Origin of the sequence: Ochrobactrum sp. CGA5, assembly GCF_006345815.1 — a bacterium.
GTDB lineage: Bacteria > Pseudomonadota > Alphaproteobacteria > Rhizobiales > Rhizobiaceae > Brucella.
The window spans coordinates 194,876-216,765 of record NZ_VCIG01000001.1; the positions used below are offsets into that span (position 1 = coordinate 194,876).

Here is a 21,890-nt window from a genome sequence, read left to right on the forward strand (position 1 = left end):
TCAGCCCTGTTCCTGGCCCAAAGGCACACTGCGGTCACGGTGAGCATATGGGGTGGGCGCATGAAGCGCACCGCCCGACAACACCGCATCGGCAAAGCCGTCAATTGCTTCGGGACGTTTGCTTAAAGCTGCATGGATGGATTCTGCGGCAACCTTGCCGTCTTCCACCGATGCAACGGTTAGGTCCTGACCACCTGCAACACAGTCGCCCCCCGCCCATATGCCCTCAACGGATGTGCGACGCTCGTGATCGACGCTGATGCGTCCTTTGGAAAGTCCGATGCCTGAACCTGCAATTGGCTCCGGTTCAAATTTCTGGCCAATAGCCTTGAAAACCTGATCAGCTTCAAGAATGTGATATTCACCGGTGCCGGAAAGCTTGCCGTTCTCGGTGGTAGTATATTCAAAGACCACGGCATTGACCGTGCCATCTTCATTCCGTTCCAGTGCATGCGGCTGCAACCAGTGACGGATCACTACGCCATGAATTTGCGCCAGTTCTTGTTCATAGGCACTGGCATTCATGCTTTCCTGACCGCGGCGATAGACAATAGTCACGTTTTCAGCGCCGAGTTTCTTGGTCTGGATGGCGACATCGACTGCGGTCATGCCACCACCGATAACCACGATATTGCGGCCAACAGGCAGAGACGAGAGGTCTTTTGCCTGTCGTAGATTGGCAATGTAGTCCACGGCGTCGATCACATTTGGCGCGTCTTCGCCGGCAAGTCCCAGATCATTGACGCCCGGCATGCCCATGCCGAGGAATACTGCATCATAGCCAGCTTTCAGGGCTTCAATGGTAATGTCCTGACCGAGTGTCTGGTTATATTCGATATTGATCGCGCCAATCTTCAGCACGAATTCGAGTTCGCGCTGTGCGAAATTATTGACCGTCTTATAGGCGGCGATACCATATTCATTGAGACCGCCGCCTTTGGCGCGGGCTTCGAAAATTGTCACCCTGTGGCCATGCATGGCCAGACGATGCGCGGCCGAAATACCCGCCGGCCCTGCGCCAACAACAGCAATATGTTTACCGGTTTCAGGCGCGCGCTTGAATGGGTGATTGCCGGTTTCCATCAAAACATCGGTTGCATAGCGCTGCAATTCGCCGATCTTGACCGGCTTACCTTCCGACGTCTCGCGAACGCAGACTTCCTCGCAAAGCGTTTCTGTCGGGCAAACGCGGGCGCACATGCCGCCGAGGATATTTTCCGAGAGAATTGTTTTCGCCGCACCCAGCGGATTGCCTGCATTGATCTGGCGAATGAACAGCGGAATGTCGATGCTTGTGGGACAAGCATTCATGCAGGGCGCGTCATAGCAAAAATAGCAGCGGTCAGATTCAACGATGGCTTCATGCTTGCTTAGTGGCGGATGCAAATCATCGAAAACATGCACATAGTCAGCCTTTTCAAGCCGCGAGCCATGAATATCAGGCGCGTTCGCATGTTCAATTGCATCAATAGGCGAATTATCTGCTGATCGCATGGATCGCATCTCCCATTTTTGCTTGCGTTACGGCGCGGGTTCCCTTTGCGCACCTTAACTCTGTGTTCCGGGCTGCGATCTTTGCCGTCGCGTGGCGCCCGTTACTGACAGGATGACAGATTTTTACAGAAGGTCAAATTTTTTATCATCTGGTCAATTTATGAGCGCTAGATGTGATGTGAAATCAGAGTGTCTCTGACTTGAGAAGGTCGTTCTCAGAGGCTTCGTCTGTTAGCAAATCCGTGAAGGTCTCGGTTTCAAGCGGCAATGTGGGGCGCGAACTCAGCACCAATGCGCAGCCTGTGATAATCACCGCAGCACCCACAAACTGGATCATGGAAAGCTGTTCTTTGAGAAACACCGCACCGACCAGAACTGCGATGACTGTCACGACGAATTCAACGCTGATGGCTTTTGTCGGTCCCACATTTCCGACCAGCCGGAAATAAAGAACATAGGTAAGCGCGCTCATCACGCAGGCAGAGATAAGTAGATAAACAAAATCAATCAGCCCCGGCATGGCTGGCACGGGGACGGCGAAGATCAGCGGCAAGCTGAGGACGCCACCAAAGACGAAAGCACCGATCGTCGTCTCCCAGGAACCTGTGCCGGAAAGCCTGCGACTGGCGTAATTGCTGCCGAACGCAGCTGAAAAGCAGGAGAAAAGCACGGCTACGCAGCCCATGATGAAGGCAGGCGTGACTGCGACTGCGGGAAAACCAACCAGCAGTACGATGCCGGTCACACCGAGCAACAGGCCAACGAGGCCGCGTGACGTGATGCGTTCAAGGCCCCAGAGCTGGCTGATGACCATCGAGAAAAGCGGAATCGACGCAACGCAGATCGCAGCCATTGCTGTTCCGATCAGCGGCGTTCCGTAAGAAAGGCCAATAAGCTGACCTGCAACCGTGGTTGCACCAACCACGGCGAAAGGCTTCCAGCCCGCATGAAAATCGAGCTGGCGTCCAGAGAGTTTTGCAATTGCGAAAAGCGTTCCGGCTGCAATGAAAGATCGAAATGCCACCGCACCCGCCCAGCCAAAGGCTTCGACCACGCGCAGGACTACGAGGAACGATAGCCCCCATGCTATGGCAAGGAAAATATACGTCGCGATATCTCTGGGTTTCATGCCGATAGGCCTTGTTGCAGGTTACGCGATATCGACTATCTCATAAGGATGAAAAGAGAATACGCTTTCACATTTTATCCGATACCATTTTGGCCGATACCATCTTGGAATGAAATTATGCCGTTTTTGCAGCGGCATTATCGAGCGCTTTTTGCGCCGCAGCAGCGCCGATATTGGCAAAGAACCGATCCGCAATCTTGCGCGCCACCGAGCCAAGCAGTTTCGAGCCGAGCTGGGCGATCTTGCCGCCCGCATCGCCCCGGATCACGTAAGAAAGAATCGTATCATCACCGTCCGTGGTCAGGGTGACATCCGTATCGCCATGGGCAAAGCCTGCAATCGAGCCTTCACCACGTCCTGAAATCGTATAGGAGGCGGGCGGGTTCATGTTGGAGAGCTCCAGCATACCGTGGAAGCGAACATTGATCACACCAAGGCTGACTTTGAGCGCTGCGCGTATTTCCTTTTCTGAGAGGCGCTCCAAATCCTCGCATCCAGGAATGCAGTTCTTCAGCGTTTCAATATCATTAAGTGCATCCCAAACGGCCTGCCGGGGTGCTGCGATTCTCTCTTCTCCGACGAGGTCCATGCTTTACTCTTCTCCCAATCAATCTAAATTGATGCATATCCCGATATGGAACCGCAGAAAATGGAAAATTTTTGCAATTTAACGGATGCAATTCTCTAATAAACTGCTTAATTGTCCGCAATTAAATCGATTTGATTTACTGGAGTATGATCATGGCTAGAGACGCGGTGAAGCTTGAAGCAACGGTCGCAAAGCTGAAAAAGCACTGGGCAGAAGCCGCACCAAAAGATATGCGTGCAGCATTTAAGGCTGATCCGGGTCGTTTTGAGCGCTATTCGCTGTCGCTTGACGATCTTTTGTTTGACTGGTCGAAAGCCCGCATCAATGAAGAGACGATGACGCTTCTAAGCGAAGTGGCCAAGGCCGCTGACGTCGAAGGTCGCCGCAATGCAATGTTTGCAGGCGAACACATCAACAATACGGAAGACCGCGCGGTTCTTCATGTGGCACTCCGTGACACCACGTCCAGTGAAGTGCTGGTTGATGGCCATAACGTCCTGCCGGACGTGAAGGAAGTGCTTGACCGTATGGCCGCCTTTTCTGATGGCATCCGCTCAGGCTCAATCAAAGGAGCGACCGGCAAGAAAATCACTGATATTGTCAATATCGGCATTGGCGGCTCCGATCTTGGCCCGGTTATGGCGACGATTGCGCTTTCGCCTTACCATGACGGTCCACGCGCACATTATGTCTCCAACATTGATGGCGCACATATCGCCGATACGCTCAATGTGCTTGATCCGGCAACAACGCTTATCATTGTGGCCTCCAAGACCTTTACCACCATCGAAACCATGACCAATGCGCAGACAGCCCGCAAATGGATTGCCGATGCACTGGGTGAAGACGCCGTTGGCGCACATTTTGCCGCTGTTTCCACAGCTCTCGACAAGGTTGCGGCATTCGGCATTGGCGAAGAGCGCGTCTTTGGTTTCTGGGACTGGGTCGGTGGTCGCTATTCGGTCTGGTCGGCTATCGGCCTGCCGGTGATGATCGCGATTGGTGCAGATAATTTCCGCAAGTTCCTTGCAGGTGCGCATTCTATGGATGTGCATTTCCGCGATGCGCCCTTGGAAAAGAATTTACCCGTCTGGTTGGGCCTCATCGGGTACTGGCACCGCGCGATCTGTGGTTATGGCAGTCGTGCAATCATTCCTTACGACCAACGTCTTTCTCGACTGCCAGCGTATCTGCAGCAGCTGGACATGGAATCGAACGGCAAGAGTGTCACGGTTGATGGCAAGCCGGTTTCCGGTCCAACCGGCCCGGTTGTTTGGGGTGAGCCAGGCACGAACGGCCAGCACGCCTTCTTCCAGCTTCTGCATCAGGGCACCGATACCATTCCGCTCGAATTCATCGTTGCGGCAAAGGGCCATGAAAAGCACCTTGATCATCAGCATGAAATGTTGCTTGCCAATTGCCTTGCGCAGTCGGAAGCGCTGATGAAGGGGCGCACGCTCGATGAAGCTCGCGCGCAGCTCAAGTCTAAGAATCTGCCGGAAAGCGAAGTCGAACGGATCGCGCCGCACCGCGTTTTTTCCGGCAACCGTCCGTCGCTGACGCTTATTCACGACAAGCTTGACCCCTTTGCATTTGGTCGCCTGATCGCCCTTTATGAACATCGCGTGTTCGTTGAAGCGCAGATTTTTGGCATCAATGCTTTTGATCAATGGGGCGTGGAACTCGGCAAGGAGCTGGCCACCGAACTTCTGCCGGTTGTTTCCGGTGCGGAATCTGCCGCAGGCAAAGACGCTTCCACCGCTGGCCTTGTTGCCCATTTGCATGCGCGCCGCAAAGCCTGATATTAAGGCAAATCAATAAGGCAAGCCGGGCGCTCTGCCCGGCTTTTTTTGTGGCAAGTGGGAACTGAAATGAAGACCGAGATTATTGAGTTCGCCGGCGATGTTCCGGGTAACGCCATTGAACTGCGCGTGCTACGTTTTACAGGCAGCAACAGCGATGCGCCGACCGCCTATCTGCAATCTTCACTGCATGGTGGTGAATTGCCGGGGCAGGCAGCTTTGCATTTTCTCGTTCCGATGCTGAAAAAGGCCGCCGATGAAGGCCGTGTTCTCGGTAATATCACGCTCATCCCACAGGCCAATCCGATTGGCTCGAACCAGTGGCAGGCGCATCAGCATCTGGGCCGCTTCGAGTTCTTCTCGGCCGTCAATTTCAACCGCGCTTTTCCGCTTCTGCCAGATTTCGACACGAGTGAATTGCCTGGTCCTGACGCACCGATTGCCCTTGCACAGCGCCTCAAGGCAACGCTTTTGAAGCTCGCTCTTGCCAACGATATCGTGCTTGATCTCCATTGTGATGATGAAAGCGAAAACTACGTCTATATCGCCAAGGAATTCGTTGAGGACATGAAGGATCTGGCCGTTGCGCTTGGTTCGACCGCGATCCTCGCATGGGACACGACGGCAGATGCGGCTTTCGAGGAAGCTTGTGCACATCCGGTTCTGCAATTACCAGCGGACAAGCGCAACATGAAGCGCCGCGCGGTTACCACCGTTGAATTCCGTGGCTTAGGCGATGTCTATGCCGATATGGGCAAGGGTGACGCGGAAGGGCTTTATAAGTTCCTTGTTCATCGTGGAGTGATCCGAGATGAAAGCGTGAAGCTTGACCTTGATTACAAGGGATTGATTACGCCGCTGGAAAACGTGGAAATGCTGCGTGCGCCCGAGGGCGGCATGGTGCTTTACCATGTTGCTCCCGGTGATGTGGTTGAAGCAGGCGCTAAGCTTGTCACAGTTGTAACGCGTCCGGGGGAACCGGAAGGTGATGTCACTCTGACCGCGCCGCAGGCAGGCCGCATCCTTACGCGTCGCACGCTGCGTTATGTGCGCCGTGGAGATGATCTTCTCAAGTTGTTGGGGGCGAAGCCTTCTGCTGTGAAGAAGCGTGCCGGTGCGCTCGAAGCATGAGTGCTAGGCTTTCCGCAGAGCGTATTAAGTCAATCCGTGCTGTCCTTTTCGACAAGGACGGCACTTTGATCGATTTCGACCGCACCTGGTTTGCAATTTCGTGGCAGCTTGCGCAGCGCGCAGCTAAAGGTGACGAGATAAGGGCCCGTGCACTGCTCGACGCGGGAGGCTATGACTGGCTGACCGGGCGTTTCCGAGCCAGTTCGGTCATTGCCGCTGGTACCGTCGAAGACATTGTTTTGCTTTGGCATCCAGATATTGGGTCTGAGCATGCGCGCAAACTGGTCGAAGAGTACGATGCTTATTGCGTCACAGAGGGAGCGCGTTCGGCAGTAGCAATCGAAGCTGTTCGCGAAACGTTGGAAGAGCTTCGCACAATGGGCTTCCGGCTAGGTATTGCCACCAACGATTCCGAAGCCGGTGCGCATGCCACTGCCAAAGCTCTGGGTATCCACGGGTTCTTCGACGTCGTGATCGGCTATGACACTGCGGCGCGCCCAAAACCCCATCCCGATCCGCTGCTCTATTTTGCAGAGAAGTTGGGATTATCACCCCACGAAATTGCAATGGTCGGCGATAATTTGCATGACCTGGAAACGGCACATGCGGCTGGGGCAGGCCTTGCAGTCGGTGTTCTATCGGGCAATTCTCCTCATGAGGCGTTGGAGCCGCGTGCCGATGTGGTGTTGACGAGCGTGGCTGGATTGCCTGAACTGCTGAAGAAGTAAGCGCCGGCTTCCATTCAACGAATTGAATGGAAGCATCAGGATAATTCATCTGCGATACTCTTGCGGTGTGATTGGTGTGGAGTAGCATGACGGAATGTTCAACTTTCCGGGTTAGATCCATGATCCTGATCGGCCAGTATGACTCTCCTTTTGTGCGGCGTGTTGCCATTGCCATGCGCTTCTACGGCCTGCCATTCGAACACAAACCATGGTCGACGTTTGGTGATCGTGACAGGATTGCCGAGTTCAATCCGCTGAGCCGGGTGCCGACGCTTGTCCTCGACGATCGTGACGTGGTGATCGAAAGCGCGGCGATACTCGATTATCTTGATGAGATCGCAGTCGATATGCCTCCACTGATCGCGCAAAAAGGTGCCGAGCGCCGTCAGGCATTGAAGATATGCGCGCTTTCTACAGGTCTTGCCGATAAAGCCGTCAGCCTTCTCTATGAGGGTTTGCTGAGAAGCGAAAAATCCGACATCTGGGTGGAGCGCTGCGAGACACAGATCGCACGGGTGCTGACTGTTCTTGAAGAGGATCTTGCGGAGCGGAAATCAGCATACTGGTTTGGCGACAACATCGGGCACGCCGATATTGCCGCAGCTTGCGCGCTGCGCTTTGTGGGCGAGGCGCACCCCAATCTCTTTAATGCGCAAGAATATCCGGCGTTGGCTGGTCTGGCGGCTCGATGCGAAGAGTTGGTTCCTTTCAAGGAAATCGTCCAGCCTCTGGCTCCGCCTTCTGCATGATCCCGAATGAAACAGTTATGACCGGATGCAATGTCCGGCCACAATTGTTTTTAGATAGCAACGTTCTCAGTCGCGCAGTTCGCGCCGCAAAATCTTGCCGACATTGCTCTTTGGCAGGCTTTCGCGAAATTCGACTTCGCGCGGGCGCTTGTAGTTGGTGAGACGTTCGGCGCAATAAGCTTTGACTTCATCTTCGGTCAGGTTGAGGTCGCTGCGGACCACAAACAGTTTCACGACCTCGCCCGAATGTTCGTTCGGTATGCCAATAGCAGCCGATTCCACAATGCCGGGATGGCCAGCGGCGACTTCCTCAATTTCATTGGGATAGACGTTGAAGCCGGAAACCAGGATCATATCCTTCTTGCGGTCGACGATTTTGGTGTAACCACGTTCGTCCATGAACCCCATGTCACCCGTGCGGAAGAAACCATCGGGCATAATCGCGCGCTTGGTTTCATCGGGACGCTCCCAATAGCCCTTCATTACCTGCGGTCCGCGTACGCAGATTTCTCCGACTTCACCGAGTGCTAGGTCATTTCCCTCATCGTCACGAATTGCAACATCGGTCGATGGCATGGGCAGGCCGATGGTTCCCGAGAATTCGGTCGCATCAAGCGCATTGGCGCTAGCGACAGGCGAAGTCTCCGAAAGGCCGTATCCTTCCGTGATATGACAGCCGGTCATCTTCTGCCAGCGTTCGGCAACAGGACGTTGCACAGCCATTCCACCGCCGAGCGTCAGGATAAGAGGTTTGAAATCCAACGTCTGGAAGTCGGGATTGTTCATGAGGCCATTGAACAGCGTGTTGAGACCCGGGAAGATATGGAAAGGGTATTTCTTCAACTCTTTCACAAAACCGGAAATATCACGCGGATTGGGAATGAGTATATTTCGCGCACCAAGCTTGATGCCAACCATCGCGTTCACGGTAAGAGCAAAAATGTGGTAAAGCGGCAAGGCACAGACGAAATTCAGCGCCTTAGGTTTGCCTTTGTTGCGGAACGCAACCTCCATCCAGGCATGCATCTGCTCCACATTCGCAAGAATGTTACTGTGGGTCAGCATAGCACCTTTTGAGATGCCCGTCGTGCCGCCTGTATATTGCAGAAAGGCAAGATCGGAACCTTGAACAGGAACAGGATTGAAGGATTGGGCGCGGCCTTGAGCCAACGCATCTTTGAAGCGGATATATCCCGGAATGTTCCACTCCGGCACCATTTTCTTCACGCGGCGCACGACCAGATTGATAATGCCGCCCTTGAAGCCGTGCATGTCACCCATTGAAGCGACAATGATATTGGGCAGGTTGACGGCGTTGAGGGTTTTCTCCACCGTCGATGCGAAGTTCTCCAGAACAATCAATGCCTTGGCACCTGAATCGTTCAATTGGTGTTCCAGTTCGCGCGGCGTATAAAGTGGATTGACGTTTACAACCACGAAACCGGCGCGGAGAATAGCAGTAAACGCAATTGGATAATGCAGGATGTTTGGCATCATCACTGCGACGCGATCACCTTTGACGAGGCCACGTGATTGGAGAAACGCTGCAAGTGCGCGGGAATGCTCGTCCAGCTCCTTGAAAGAAAGGTCCTTCCCCATGCAGGTGAAGGCAGGATTGCCGGGGAACTGTCGGCAGGAAGCCAGAATCATATCGCCAATGGAGGACGTCTTGCTGAGATCAATCTCATGCGGAACGCCTGCCGGGTATGACTTCAACCAAATTTTTTTCTGCCAAGACGCGCCTTTACCGGCTGCGGCTGTCGCGACGGATTCAACTACAGATGCACTTTGCCCAGTCGTTTTCTTTGCCATTTCTTCTCCCCGGATTGCTCCGTCCTAAGTTGGGCCGTGGAAGTGCCCGCCGTCTCCCAAGCCGCCCGCTAGCGGACAGCCTCCTCATGCATAAATGTGGTCGAGTTTTACTCTCTTCGCAAGAGTTACATTGACGTAAGCGTAAATTAAAAAAGAGTCGAGCGTCTTTCCCAATTTTTAATTCTAACAATCACAATAGGTTGAAAGAAACTCTGGGGGAAGCAAAAGCGGAAAGGCTATTTATGTCGCAGTTTCGTCTGAGCCTTGCGACCCATGAGCTTCTGATACCCGATTTGTCAGGGATCGAATGAGTACGGAGATAGCTTTTCCGCCATAGGTTACGAGATCGTAGCTCCGATCGCCCCGCAACCATTCATTGAGGAGACCGCTTAGCATGGAAAGCAGGATCGATGCGGCAGTATCCGCAGTCCAGTCTGTTGACAGCTCTCCACGTCTCGCCGCCACGTCGAGCAATCCTGTGAACAATGACAGGACATTGGATCGGGCTTCCCTGAGACGGTCTTCGAGTGGAGCCATTTCACCAACGAACTCGCACCGCTGATTGATAATGATGAAAATGTTCTGCTGTCGCTCGTCGCTGGAGAAAAGCTGTAGCGCCTCGATAATCGATTGTTCGAGAACATGCATGGGGTTGGGGTGATTGACAGCCGCTGCCCGCAACATGATTTCTTCTTGTGGAAACCGGGCACTGCCTATGATTGTGCGGACAATTTCAAGCTTATCGTGAAAGTGGAAATAAATTGCCCCCCGAGTCACTCCGGCGTGACAGGCGATTTCCATCAGTGTAGATTGATTGACACCGCGCTCGAGGAAAACCTGCTCGGCAGCCACCAGAATGGCTTCCCGGGTTTCGGCTGCCTCGGCTTTCGTTCTTCGCATGATTTCTCTCGGGTGGATGCGGGCTAATGGCCCGGTTTGCCACTGAAACTGGATAACTCATTCGTGATCTGTAATATTAGGTGATTGACTATAGCACGGTAGTTCGTGTTTACAAACACTTGTGTATGTTAAATTGGCAGCACCGCGCGACAGCAAGGGCACTCCCATCATGACTATAAACCGTTCTATTCGGCTTTTTGCGGCAGGCGCCGCATTTCTCGTCTTTGCGGGGCAACCCGTTCTGGCGCAGGCACCGGGGGGTGCAACACCGCCTCCGCCACAGGTATCCGTGACGGTGGTTAAACCGCATGATGTGCCTGTTACCTATGAATATGCGGCGCGCATCAGTGCCTATCGTGATGTTCAGGTTCGAGCGCGTGTGGGTGGGATTTTGCTTCACCGCAACTTCATTGAAGGAACAGAAGTCAAGGCCGGCGATGTTTTGTTCGAAATAGACCCGGCACCCTATCAGGCCGAGCTCGAAAAGGCTCAGGCGCAGGTGGCGCAGGCCGAAGCGCAGTATCAGCAATCCATCCGCGATGCTGAACGCGCTGAACAACTCGTCCTGCAGAAGGTGCAGAGTACGGCCGTGCGTGATTCCGCTTTTGCCACGCGCGACCTGAACAAGGCGTCGGTTGCTGCGGCCAAGGCGCAACTTCGCACTGCGGAACTCAATCTGGGCTATACCAAGGTCACCGCGCCCATCAGCGGAATCACTAGTCTTGAGCAGGTGAACGAAGGTAGCCTTATCGGCACAGACGCATCTTCCAGCCTTCTGACCTCGATCACGCAACTCGATCCGGTCTATGTGAATTTCTCTTTCACAGACACCGAAGCAGCAGAAATCGACCGTTTGCGCGCTGAGCGCGGCGCAACAGGCGAAGATGCCGATCGCCTCAAGATCAAGGTTCTTTTCGGTGACGGACAGGCTTATGATCATGAAGGTACTATCGACTTTACTTCGTCGTCGCTTGATACGGAAACAGGCACACTCGGTGCGCGTGCGGTCGTAGATAACCCGAACCGTCGCCTTATCCCCGGCCAGTTCGTCCGTGCTGTGATCCTTGGCATTCAGGTCAAGAACGCGATCACGATTCCGAAGGCTGCGTTGCTGCAGGGGCCGCAAACGCAGTTTGTATACGTCGTCAACAAGGACAATGTTGTCGAGGTGCGGCCGATCACGGTTGCTCGTGAGCTGAGCGACGCATGGCTGGTCTCTGAAGGTCTCAACCCCGGTGATCGGGTCATCACGGAGGGCCTTATCAAGGCAGCTCCGGGTAAGCCCGTAAACCCGGTCGATGCAGCGACCGAAGCAAGCAAGCAAACATCGCCCGACAAGGCGGGCGCTGATGCTGGCAAAGAACAGGCGGCGGGCAAGCAATGAATAGATTCTTCGTCGATCGCCCCGTTTTCGCGGCGGTCATCTCGATTGTGCTCGTGCTGGCTGGCCTGATCTGTATCCGGATTCTTCCGATTGCTCAGTACCCTGAACTGACACCGCCACAGGTCGTCGTCAGTGCGACCTATCCTGGCGCAAGCGCGGAAACGGTAGCGCAGACTGTTGCAGCGCCATTGGAACAGCAGATCAACGGCGTCGAGAACATGCTTTATATGCAGTCCTCGAGCCTTGGTAGCGGTACGATGCAGTTGACCGTGACGTTCGCTCTGGGCACCGACCCGGATCAGGCCACCATCAACGTCAATAACCGCGTACAGCGTGCGACCTCGTCGCTTCCGCAGGAAGTGCAGCGTCTCGGTGTCACGGTGGACAAGCGTTCCACCACGATTCTCGGCATGGTCGCCATGTTCTCCGACAGCGATCGTTATGACCGCACCTATGTCGGTAACTACGCGCTTCTAAACGTGGTCGACGACCTCAAGCGATTGCAGGGCGTTGGCGATGTGCAGTTGCTTGGCAACATCGATTATTCGATGCGTATCTGGCTGCGTCCAGACAAGCTGGCGCAGTATAATCTGACGCCAAGCGATGTATCTGCGGCTATTCAGGAACAGAATGCGCAGTTTGCGGCGGGCCGCTTCGGCGACCAGCCTGACCCGCAAGCCGGACCGTTCACCTATACGGCGACCACGCAGGGACGATTGCCGGATGCTGCGGCATTCGAGAACATCATACTGCGCTCAAGTTCCAATGCAGCAACGCTCCGTCTTAAGGATGTTGCCCGCGTCGAGCTTGGTACGGAAAGCTATCTCGTCGACAGTAATCTCAACGGTACGTCTGCTGTTCCGATTGCAATCTATCTGCAGCCGGGAGCAAATGCACTCAATACGATGGAACTCATTCAGAACCGTATGAATGAGCTGAAGGCGAGCTTCCCGGCCGGTATCGATTACTCGATCCCGTTCGATACGACGAAGTTCATCAAGGTCTCTATCGAGGAAGTGATTCACACCTTCATCGAAGCGATCATTCTCGTCGTGCTGGTGGTTTTCATCTTCCTGCAGAACTGGCGCGCGACGCTCATTCCGATCATCGCAGTGCCGATCTCGATCATTGGCACATTCGCGGGCATGTATGTGCTTGGCTTCTCCATCAATCTCCTGACGCTTTTCGGGCTGGTGCTGGCAATCGGCATCGTGGTCGATGACGCCATCGTGGTTCTGGAAAACGTCGAACGTATCATGACAACCGAAAAACTGTCGCCGCGCAAAGCCGCCATCAAGGCTATGGGCGAAGTGACGGGACCGGTGATTGCGATTGTTCTCGTGCTTTGCGCCGTGTTCATTCCGGTGGCGTTCATGGGCGGTCTTGTCGGCGAAATGTACAAGCAGTTCGCCGTTACAATTGCGATTTCGGTGACGTTGTCAGGTCTTGTGGCTCTGACATTGACACCGGCGCTGTGTGCGCTGATTTTGAAGCCCGGCCATCATGAGCCAATGCTGCCGTTCCGCATCTTCAACCGCTTCTTTGAGCGGGTGACAGACGGCTACTCTCGCGGCGTTCGTTTCTTTTTGAAGCGTGCCGCAATCGGTCTGGTCATTTTTGCGGGTCTTCTTGGCGCTACCTATTATCTCTTTGAAAGGGTTCCGGGATCGCTGCTGCCTGATGAGGACCAGGGCTTCCTGTTCAGCGTTGCGGTACTTCCCCCTGCTGCCTCTTTGGAGCGTACAACGGCTGTTCTTGATCAGGCGAGCGCAAACATTCGGAAAAATCCGGCTGTGGAAAGCGTTTTCGCGGTATCCGGCTTCGACCTTCTGTCCGGTGGCCTGAAAACCAGCGCGGGCACGATGTTCATCATGCTTAAGGACTGGAAGGAACGTACGACGCCCGAGACCGATGCGCGTAATCTTCCCGGTGCCATCATGGGAATGAATGCGGGCATCAAGGACGGGCTTGTTCTTGCGTTCAATCCACCCCCGATCATGGGTCTCAGCACGACTGGCGGCTTTGAACTTTATGTTCAGGACCGTACAGGCGGTGGTGTGGATTCGCTGACGCGTGCGACCAAGCTCATTACCGAAGCTGCGGCCAAGCGGCCGGAATTGCAGGGCGTCCGCACAACGTTCGATCCGAACGTCCCGCAGTATGACATCCAGCTTGATCGCGAAAAGGCGAAGGCTATGGGTGTGCCGATCAACTCCGTTTTCACAGCAATGCAGGCGACGTTCGGCAGCCTCTACGTCAACGACTTTACGCTGTTTGGACGCAACTATCAGGTCAACCTGCAGTCGGAAGCTGAGTTCCGTCGCGATCCAAGCGATCTCAAGCACGTCTTCGTGCGTGCCAATTCCGGCAGTATGATCCCGCTCGATGCCCTTGTGACTGTCAAGCGTATTGTCGGCCCCGATCAGCTTGAACGCTTCAATGCTTTCAACGCTGCGAAGATTACCGGTAATCCTGCACCGGGCTTCACCTCTGGTGATGCGATCAAGGCAATGCAAGAAGTCGCTGCGGAAGTTCTTCCGCAAGGCTATCAGATTGCATGGACTGGCTCTGCCTATCAGGAAGTAACGACGAGCGGCACAGGCACACAGGCCATGATCTTTGGTCTTGTCATGGTGTTCCTGATCCTTGCTGCACAGTATGAACGCTGGAGCCTGCCGCTCGCCGTCATAACCGCAGTGCCGTTTGCAATCTTTGGTGCATTGCTGGCAACTGATCTGCGCGGGCTGACCAACGACGTGTATTTTCAGATTGGTCTGGTGACGCTCATAGGTCTGGCCGCGAAGAACGCGATTCTGATCGTGGAATTCGCAGTGCTTGAACGAGAGACGGGTAAGTCTGCCATCGAGGCGGCGGCATCGGCGGCTCGTCTGCGTTTCCGTCCGATTGTGATGACCTCGCTGGCCTTCATTCTCGGCGTGGTTCCGCTCGCGATCAGCACGGGTGCAGGTTCGGCAAGCCGTCACTCGATCGGTACAGGCGTTATCGGCGGCATGTTGGCGGCAACGTTCATCGCCACGTTCTTCATTCCGATGTTCTATAGCCTTATAGCGCGCAAGCCTCCGAAGAAACCGGAGGACGAAGACTTGAATGAAGCCACCGGTCCGGCCGAACGGGCGGAAAAAGGAATCTAGTCGGCATCGAACTCTAAACAAAAGCCCCGCCTTTTTGGCGGGGCTTTTGCGTCAGACTATGCGTGTACGCATAAAATAGAGCGGTTCTCCGCTTTCGTGTTAACCGCTATGGCTCTAGAACAGTGATGTGATACTCTGAATTATTGCCCAGCCCAAAAAAATTGCCGGTACGCTGAGTGCCGCGAGCATGATGCCAAGAAACACATAGGCAGCCTCATTAGGCGAGCGCTTTGTTTGTTCTGGAGTCTTGTGCCATTGAGCAGGTACGCCGTCGAACATTGTATAAATCCTCCTTCTCCCTCAATTTGATTATTGATGAGAGGGTGATTTGTTCAAGTGAAAATAAATAGATGTATTTGTTGAGGGTTTTATGTTAGAAGCGGCGCAATTCATGCTTTCTGGTGGGGATGTTTGCGATTTTATTATGCCGATTTATTCTTATGTATATGATAAAAAATAATTTTACTTTTTTACTGTAAGTATCGACAAATCAGAAATTTCAAGAATATCTGAAAATTCGTTTAGTAGTAACTCTTCTCTGCGTCAAAATGGCACGCAACCGATCCGATTATATCGCCCAAGTTCGACGGATTCCTAGCTTAGTAGAAGCTGTTGGGGAAATAGCGCAAATAGAGTTCAGTCAATGTGCCTTTCTGCTCCAATACCTGAAGAGCATTGTTAAAAACGTTGACGAAGGGGGCATTCTTTTGCGCGACAGCAATGCTGAGACCGGCACCCAGATATTGCGGCGCGAGGTAGGGGCCACCAGCAAAGGAGCAGCAAGCGTGGCCTTCCGCGCTGTTCAACCACATGGAAAGCCACATACCATCGTGGAACACAGTGCTAATCTTGCCGCTCTTAAGGTCGGCGAGCATCAGGGAATCATTTGCATAAGACTTGGCGACTGCTTGTGGAAAATAGACCTTTAACAATTGCTGATGCGCCGTACCTGCAACCACACCCACGGTTTTGCCCTTAGTGGCTATAATTGGATCTTTGCTGAAAGTATCTGAATTGGTTGTCGCAAATCGCGCAGGCAGTCGCATATAGGATCGGGAAAAGGCGAATTGCTCCCGGTTGAGTTCGGTTGGCTTCCATCCGGCTATGATGGCTTCTGCCTGCCCGCTTAGCAGTCGCTCTTCGAGTTCACTCCAGGGAACAGCTTCGATCTGACAGATATCCTGGACGCCCAATTGACGGCAAAGTGCTTTGGCAAGGTCAATATTATAGCCAGAAAGCTGTCCCTGATCGCTCAGCATGTTGAACGGGGGAAAGTCGACGGTTGTAATGAATCTCAGCCGGTTGAGTGCCTGTAGGGAAGGCAATGGTAAGCGCTCCTTCTGGTTGATGAAGAAAGGAGCTTCCGGCTGTGTCTCTGAAGCCTTGGCGTTATGAATGCCGCATGCAAATCCTAGCGCGATCAGCAGTCTCGGAAGGTAGGGTTTCATGACTCGATTGTGCCTTGGTTTCCCATAATTTCGCGTTAACTGAACAACAGAACGATGCGCATTATTTAACGAAGGTTCGATGAAAATAAAGGTTGCAATTCTTTTGGAGTAAATTACCTTCCGATTGTAATTTTACTGAAATAACTCTCTAATAAAGAGGATGGTAAAATTATAAAAAAGTAAATTACTAAGTAATGATAAAACAAAAAATGTAAGTATTCAGTAGTGCGGGGGTGCTATGAGTAATCGATCGATTGTGTTCGATCTGGAGATATGCAGTGCCATATCAGCCAGATTGGAACAATGTGGCGTGTCTAGAGATGCGTTGTTAGCGGCCTTTAGTACGGCTACTCACCATGGAACATCTTTTTGTGTGGAGTTGATTCAGCGAGGAGATGTGGCAGAAACGACCATCTATGCCGCTATCGCAAATCTTCTTGGGTTGGAATTCACAAACGAGGCTTTGCCGTCGCGCATTTTCGTATCGGGCGAGGAAAAGCCGTCCGCTTTCATTGATGTTGGACAGGTTATGGTACTCGGCGCAGATGGAGGTAGTTATCTCTACGTTGCTCCGTCTGAAAATCGTATACGAAAACTTCGAGATCGTATCCTTGCAGCACCGCACTTGAAGAGCCGAATACGAATCTGCACGCCGACGCTTCTGAAACAGATCATGCGGCAACGACATCAGAAAGATCTGATTGCGCGGGCCCACGAAATGACACCGCAGTCGCTTTCAGCGGCGCGCGTTCTGGATACGCCACAGGCATTTATCATTGCTATGGCAATATATGCATTTTTTGCATGCATGTTTAACTGGCCGACCATGACACTTCTGGTGCTTCATGTTGGGCTGTCGGTTTTCTTCTTTGGATGCGTACTGATCCGGCTGTTTGCGGCTGCTTCTGGACGCAGGTTGAAGTTTCTTGAAATCAGGAAATGCAATCCGCGTGACTTACCGAACTATTCAGTCCTGGTCCCGTTATATCGGGAGCAGGAAGTGATCGGTCAGCTCGTCACTAGTTTGAAGCGGTTAAACTGGCCCGCCAGCAAACTCGATATCAAGCTTGTTTGTGAGAAGGATGATTTTGATACAATAGCAGCAATACGTCGTCAGCGGCTGCCGTTGAACTTCGAATTGGTTCTCGTGCCCTCGGGCGGCCCCAAGACGAAGCCGAAGGCGCTGAACTATGCATTGCAATTTGCGCGAGGCGAAATTGTTGCGGTCTTCGATGCGGAAGACCGTCCACATCCAGACCAACTTCTGGAAGCGTGGCAAACCTTCCAGGCAGAAGGTCACAAGCTGGCCTGTGTACAGGCACCGCTGATTATCGGGAATTTCCGCCACAACTTGCTGACACGAATGTTCGCCTTTGAATATGCCGCACTATTCCGCGGGCTCCTGCCTTGGCTCGCGTCTCGTGGACTTGTCATTCCGCTCGGGGGTACTTCTAATCATTTCCGCCGATCCTGTCTGGAACAGGTTGGCGGCTGGGATGCCTATAATGTCACGGAAGATGCTGATCTCGGTGTGCGGCTCGCTCGTTTTGGCTACCGCATTGGCGTTATCACGCGTGGAACTATTGAGGATGCACCGGTAAACTATGATGTCTGGCGCAAGCAGCGAACACGCTGGCTCAAAGGCTGGATGCAGACATGGCTCGTACACGGACGCCAACCACATAATACATGGCGCGAGCTTGGCTGGTTCAGATTTGCTATCAATCAGATCTACACATTAGGCATAATCAGTTCGGCGCTTCTGCATCCATTCATGTTGGCCATGTTCGCGATCTTGTTGATCAGCATGTTATTCGGCCCCCTCACGACGCACGGTATATGGTTATTGGGGATCGATGTGACGAACATACTGCTGGCTTATCTGAGCTTTTATCTTCTGGGTGCAAGAACCATGGAACCGACGGAGTTGGGAGGTTATGCATACCTGTTCTCGATCCCGATATACTGGGTGTTGATATCGATCTCGGCCTGGCGTGCACTGTGGCAGTTGGTGCGTGTGCCTCATCTATGGGAAAAGACACCGCACCAACCAAGCCTTTTTTACATCTCCGCGGGGGACGACGTGAGAAATGTAGAGCCGCGCCCGATGATCGATTGATCCTCGGCTCCAATCGCCTCAAGGTCCCTTCCTTCGTAAGGCAGAGTCAAAAGGATGCGCCGGATTGCAGCCAGTCTGGCGCGCCTCTTGTCATTCGATCGAATGATCGTCCAGGGTGCGTAACCTGTATCGGTCCTTTCAAGCATTGTGTGCAGGGCCTGGGAATACTCATCCCAGCGTGAGATGCCCGCCACATCCATCGGTGAAAACTTCCAGTTTTTGAGCAAACTATGGCGACGTTCATGAAAGCGCTTGAGCTGCATTTCCTGGCCTATATCCAGCCAGAACTTGAAGAGGTGAATACTGTCCGTGACGATCATGCGCTCGAAATCGGGCGTTTCAGTCAGGAAGATCTCAAGCTGCGTCGGAGTGCAGAAACCCATCACTCGTTCGACGCCAGCCCGGTTGTACCATGAGCGGTCAAATGTCACGAACTCGCCGGCCGTTGGAAAATGCGCGACATAACGCTGAAAATACCATTGACCCTGCTCGGTTTCGGTTGGCTTTGGCAACGCAACGTTCCGCGCGGTTCTGGGATTCATGAATTCACGAATGGTGAAGATGGTTCCGCCTTTACCAGCGGCATCGCGGCCTTCGAAAACGCTGATGACGCGCCCGCCTGTATTTTGAAGCCAATATTGAAGTTTGACGAGTTCGATCTGAAGCCGTTCCAACGTTTCTTCATACTCATCCGACTTCATCTTGGAGGGGTAAGGATATCCGCCCGATTGCAGTGCATTGTCGTCAATCCATTTCGGCAGCTTCGGATCGTGTATGTCAAACGACCTCGTCTTACCTCCAATTTTCAGCTTTATCGGCTTTTCGGCTGGTTTCGCTTGGTCATTTTTGTCTTTCTTTTTGTTAGCTGTCTTTGAACTGTCACCCACGGCAATTCCCTTTCGTTTATATCAAAGCATGATATGGGCTGTTTGGAAGCCGCGTAAAGGACGTTCAAACATTTCCGGATAAAGTCTATTGCCCCAACTTCAGAAGGAAGCAGCATGAGCGAAGAAGGCAACCGCACCGATCCAGAACCACAAGTGGAGAAGTCGATTTTCGAGCCGCTGCTCCGGGTCAAGGGCGTTTTGATTGCCAGTATGGTTCTTGCGGTCTGCGTTCTGGCCCTTGATCTTCCCTTCTGGTTTCGTGCTGGTCTGTTGGCTGTTGTTGTGCTTGGCGCTGTGTGGCTCGCAAGCGAAGTTGCGAATACCGAACCAGAGGATGTGCCGGTAAAGAATTTAGCGCCAAACGAAATGGCGGGCGTGTCCGGCGAGCGTCTGGCCGATCTCCTGAGCGATCCGATGGTCGTCTTCGATCACAGTGGCACTGTGTTGTTCACCAACTCTGCGGCCGTCGAGGCGTTCCAGTCGCTTGAAACCGGCACAGCGCTGTATCTGCGGTTCCGTGCGCCGGAAATGCACGCGCTGATCCAAGGGGTCATCGCGGACGGCGAAGCGCGAAGTATTGACTATTTTGAACGTGTCCCGATCGATCGCTGGTTCAAGGCTATGGTCAAGGCTTTGCCAGATAGAGATGGTAGGCCTGAACTGTTCGTCCTTTTGTTCCGCGATCAAAGCGAGACGCGCCGCATTGATCGTATGCGTTCGGATTTTATTGCGAATGCAAGCCACGAGTTGCGTACGCCGCTCGCCTCCCTTCGGGGGTTTATCGAGACGCTGCAGGGGCCCGCTCGAAACGACGCGGCCGCGCGCGACCGCTTTCTGGATATCATGCAAAAACAGGCCGAACGTATGTCGCGACTGATCGATGATCTTTTGTCACTGTCACGCCTTGAAATGCGGGCACATTTGGCGGTCAATGAATGCGTGGATATGACGTCCATCCTCAATCATGTTGCCGACACGCTGACACCATTGGCTGCCGGTCTCGATATCAGTATCGAGCGCCAACTGCCGGATCATCCCGTTACAGTCACGGGCGCGCGTGACGAGCTTATCCAAGTGTTTCAGAACCTCGTCGAAAACGCCTGCAAATACGGGCAGGCAGGCAAGCGCGTCATTGTAAAACTGGACGAAGACAAGAGCGGCACTTCTGGTGAAGTGGTAGCGTCAGTTCAGGATTTTGGTCCGGGCATCGCATCTGAGCACTTGCCGCGCCTTACCGAACGTTTCTATCGTATTGACGTCGAAACGAGCCGGGCTCAAAAGGGCACGGGCCTTGGGCTTGCCATCGTCAAGCATATTCTGGCTCGTCATCGCGGTCGTCTGGTTGTCCGCTCACAATTGGGCGAAGGATCGACCTTCACCGTGCGGTTGCCAAAGCGAGTAGCGTAAGCGCTATCGAAATTTGCGCAACAATCGCCATTTCAACGGGCGGAGCTTTTTATAGAGCGGGGTTGCACGAATTCTTTCCAGTACATGGGCAAGGATCAGGGATATTCGTCCTCGGACTGTCCGTGGGCGAATATAATCGCGCAGGAGCGTTGTCTGGTCGCAAAGTCCCTTTTTCCAGGGTTCGTCGCCGTAACCCAAATCTAAAGAGGTGTACCCTTCCGCTTTCAGGCCGGATAGCAGGCGCAACATCAGTACCTTTCCAGGTGAAAACCTCTTCCAGTCACCACCCTCGAAAGTTGTCATCATCGCACAATAGTGGCCATTACGGACGATACTCCACATCGTGGCCACTATCGTTTCGCCAACTTTCAGCGCTGAAAGATGCAAGGCACCACGCCGCGCAAGCTCTTCCGTCGCCGCCTCGAAAAAACGCTGCTTTTCGGGATGGGCATCGAAACCTGGCACTCTGGTTTCTTCAAAACGCCGTTGTTTCTGACGCAACATGACGTCCAGAATCAGTCGCCTTTCATCTGCGGTTTGCGCGATCAAGAACTGGCATCCCTTCATCTGTCGAAGTGCCCGATCCCGTTTCCTCAAATTGCCGATACTTCGTATGGAGCGTTCTATCTCGTCTATGGGGCGGGTGAGGGAGATGGCATGTGCAGATGCGTCCGAAGGCTGGTTTGTCACCAGCCACAGAGGATTTGCAAAGCTTTCAATGCGCTCTGGCATTTTGCAGAGGGCAATGACGTCATGCGGAGGGACTGCTGCGACAACAGCCTCGAGGAGACGCAGCGCAGTTTCGTGTGAAACCTTCGCTGCTGCTGGAAATACGATGGGCGCGTTATAATCACTCACGCCGCCATCGATGAATGAAAGCGTCCGCGAACCGTATTTATGTGTAATAGAGAGCGGTAGAAACAGAAGCGGCTGGCCGTCAGATTGGCGGACTTTGATCAGGCATAACTCTACACCGGGCCTCCGCCCATAGGTTGCCTCCCAGGCTCGCAGGAAGGATTTAGCTTGAAAAGCAAAAAATGCGGCACCGGTCTTGTCATCGGCATCCGGCCAGTCTGCAGATAGCTGTTCCGTACTGCTAAAAACTCGAATATCAAAATCATTGGTCAGCATGAAAGTCTTCCAGAATCCCTCGGTTCAG

17 protein-coding genes are annotated in these 21,890 nt (G+C 53.4%); 8 read left to right on the top strand and 9 right to left on the bottom strand.

The features are described 5' to 3' along the window. The 3 genes from FJQ48_RS00910 to FJQ48_RS00920 all read right to left on the bottom strand — a co-directional run bounded on the left by FJQ48_RS00910 (position 1) and on the right by FJQ48_RS00920 (position 3,212). On the bottom strand, positions 1–1,503 hold the full coding sequence (locus FJQ48_RS00910; protein ID WP_180350081.1) for an NAD(P)-dependent oxidoreductase: 1,503 nt from the start codon (positions 1,501–1,503) through the stop codon (positions 1–3). A 175-nt stretch (positions 1,504–1,678) separates the two neighbouring features. Next, a complete protein-coding gene (locus FJQ48_RS00915) occupies positions 1,679–2,623 on the bottom strand; it encodes an EamA family transporter (RefSeq protein ID WP_139973339.1) in 945 nt (314 codons plus the stop codon). Between the two features lie 115 nt (positions 2,624–2,738). Further along, on the bottom strand, positions 2,739–3,212 hold the full coding sequence (locus FJQ48_RS00920) for a carbon monoxide dehydrogenase subunit G (RefSeq protein WP_139973340.1): 474 nt from the start codon (positions 3,210–3,212) through the stop codon (positions 2,739–2,741). A gap of 152 nt (positions 3,213–3,364) precedes the next feature. Here FJQ48_RS00920 and pgi point away from each other — a divergent pair, with 152 nt between their 5' ends. The 4 genes from pgi to FJQ48_RS00940 all read left to right on the top strand — a co-directional run bounded on the left by pgi (position 3,365) and on the right by FJQ48_RS00940 (position 7,622). Further along, the gene (gene pgi, locus FJQ48_RS00925; protein WP_139973341.1) at positions 3,365–5,014 is read left to right on the top strand and encodes a glucose-6-phosphate isomerase; all 1,650 of its coding nucleotides are present in this window, start codon (positions 3,365–3,367) and stop codon (positions 5,012–5,014) included. A gap of 69 nt (positions 5,015–5,083) precedes the next feature. Beyond that, entirely contained in the window at positions 5,084–6,145 is a 1,062-nt protein-coding gene (locus FJQ48_RS00930) for a succinylglutamate desuccinylase/aspartoacylase family protein (RefSeq protein WP_139973342.1), read from the top strand. Continuing rightward, on the top strand, positions 6,142–6,873 hold the full coding sequence (locus FJQ48_RS00935) for an HAD family hydrolase (protein ID WP_139973343.1): 732 nt from the start codon (positions 6,142–6,144) through the stop codon (positions 6,871–6,873). The genes FJQ48_RS00930 and FJQ48_RS00935 overlap by 4 nt, the downstream gene beginning before the upstream one ends. A gap of 119 nt (positions 6,874–6,992) precedes the next feature. Continuing rightward, complete coding sequence (locus tag FJQ48_RS00940) at positions 6,993–7,622, top strand: glutathione S-transferase family protein (RefSeq protein WP_139973344.1); 630 nt, start codon at positions 6,993–6,995, stop codon at positions 7,620–7,622. Between the two features lie 66 nt (positions 7,623–7,688). On the opposite strand, the gene FJQ48_RS00945 is transcribed toward FJQ48_RS00940, so the two are convergent. Both FJQ48_RS00945 and FJQ48_RS00950 read right to left on the bottom strand, forming a co-directional pair. Then, positions 7,689–9,434: a long-chain fatty acid--CoA ligase gene (locus tag FJQ48_RS00945; RefSeq protein WP_139973345.1), complete on the bottom strand. Its 1,746-nt coding sequence runs from the start codon at positions 9,432–9,434 to the stop codon at positions 7,689–7,691. Positions 9,435–9,674: 240 nt separating this feature from the next. Beyond that, a complete protein-coding gene (locus tag FJQ48_RS00950) occupies positions 9,675–10,334 on the bottom strand; it encodes a TetR family transcriptional regulator (protein ID WP_139973346.1) in 660 nt (219 codons plus the stop codon). 169 nt (positions 10,335–10,503) lie between these two features. Here FJQ48_RS00950 and FJQ48_RS00955 point away from each other — a divergent pair, with 169 nt between their 5' ends. After that, positions 10,504–11,718 carry an efflux RND transporter periplasmic adaptor subunit gene (locus FJQ48_RS00955; RefSeq protein ID WP_139973347.1) on the top strand — a complete coding sequence of 405 codons (1,215 nt, stop codon included), beginning with the start codon at positions 10,504–10,506 and terminating at the stop codon, positions 11,716–11,718. Beyond that, positions 11,715–14,870 carry a multidrug efflux RND transporter permease subunit BepE gene (bepE, locus tag FJQ48_RS00960; protein WP_139973348.1) on the top strand — a complete coding sequence of 1,052 codons (3,156 nt, stop codon included), beginning with the start codon at positions 11,715–11,717 and terminating at the stop codon, positions 14,868–14,870. The genes FJQ48_RS00955 and bepE overlap by 4 nt, the downstream gene beginning before the upstream one ends. 114 nt (positions 14,871–14,984) lie before the next feature. On the opposite strand, the gene FJQ48_RS22240 is transcribed toward bepE, so the two are convergent. Continuing rightward, positions 14,985–15,149 (bottom strand): hypothetical protein, encoded by a 165-nt coding sequence (locus FJQ48_RS22240; protein WP_180350082.1) that lies wholly within the window; start codon positions 15,147–15,149, stop codon positions 14,985–14,987. Between the two features lie 320 nt (positions 15,150–15,469). Then, positions 15,470–16,318, bottom strand: coding sequence for a transporter substrate-binding domain-containing protein (locus tag FJQ48_RS00965; protein ID WP_139973349.1), 849 nt, complete (start codon positions 16,316–16,318; stop codon positions 15,470–15,472). 238 nt (positions 16,319–16,556) lie between these two features. Between FJQ48_RS00965 and FJQ48_RS00970 the strand changes: the two genes are divergently transcribed. Next, positions 16,557–18,437, top strand: a complete 1,881-nt coding sequence (locus FJQ48_RS00970) for a glycosyltransferase (protein WP_180350083.1) — start codon at positions 16,557–16,559, stop codon at positions 18,435–18,437. Here the strand turns inward: FJQ48_RS00970 and ppk2 are convergent. Next, on the bottom strand, positions 18,380–19,324 hold the full coding sequence (gene ppk2 / locus FJQ48_RS00975) for a polyphosphate kinase 2 (RefSeq protein WP_139973351.1): 945 nt from the start codon (positions 19,322–19,324) through the stop codon (positions 18,380–18,382). The two genes, FJQ48_RS00970 and ppk2, sit on opposite strands and share 58 nt — an antisense overlap. Positions 19,325–19,438: 114 nt before the next feature. On the opposite strand from ppk2, the gene FJQ48_RS00980 reads away from it, so the two are divergent. Next, positions 19,439–20,731, top strand: coding sequence for an ATP-binding protein (locus tag FJQ48_RS00980; protein WP_139973352.1), 1,293 nt, complete (start codon positions 19,439–19,441; stop codon positions 20,729–20,731). A 3-nt stretch (positions 20,732–20,734) separates the two neighbouring features. Here FJQ48_RS00980 and FJQ48_RS00985 read toward each other — a convergent pair whose 3' ends face one another. Then, entirely contained in the window at positions 20,735–21,862 is a 1,128-nt protein-coding gene (locus FJQ48_RS00985; RefSeq protein ID WP_139973353.1) for a GNAT family N-acetyltransferase, read from the bottom strand. Between the last annotated feature and the right edge of the window lie 28 nt (positions 21,863–21,890).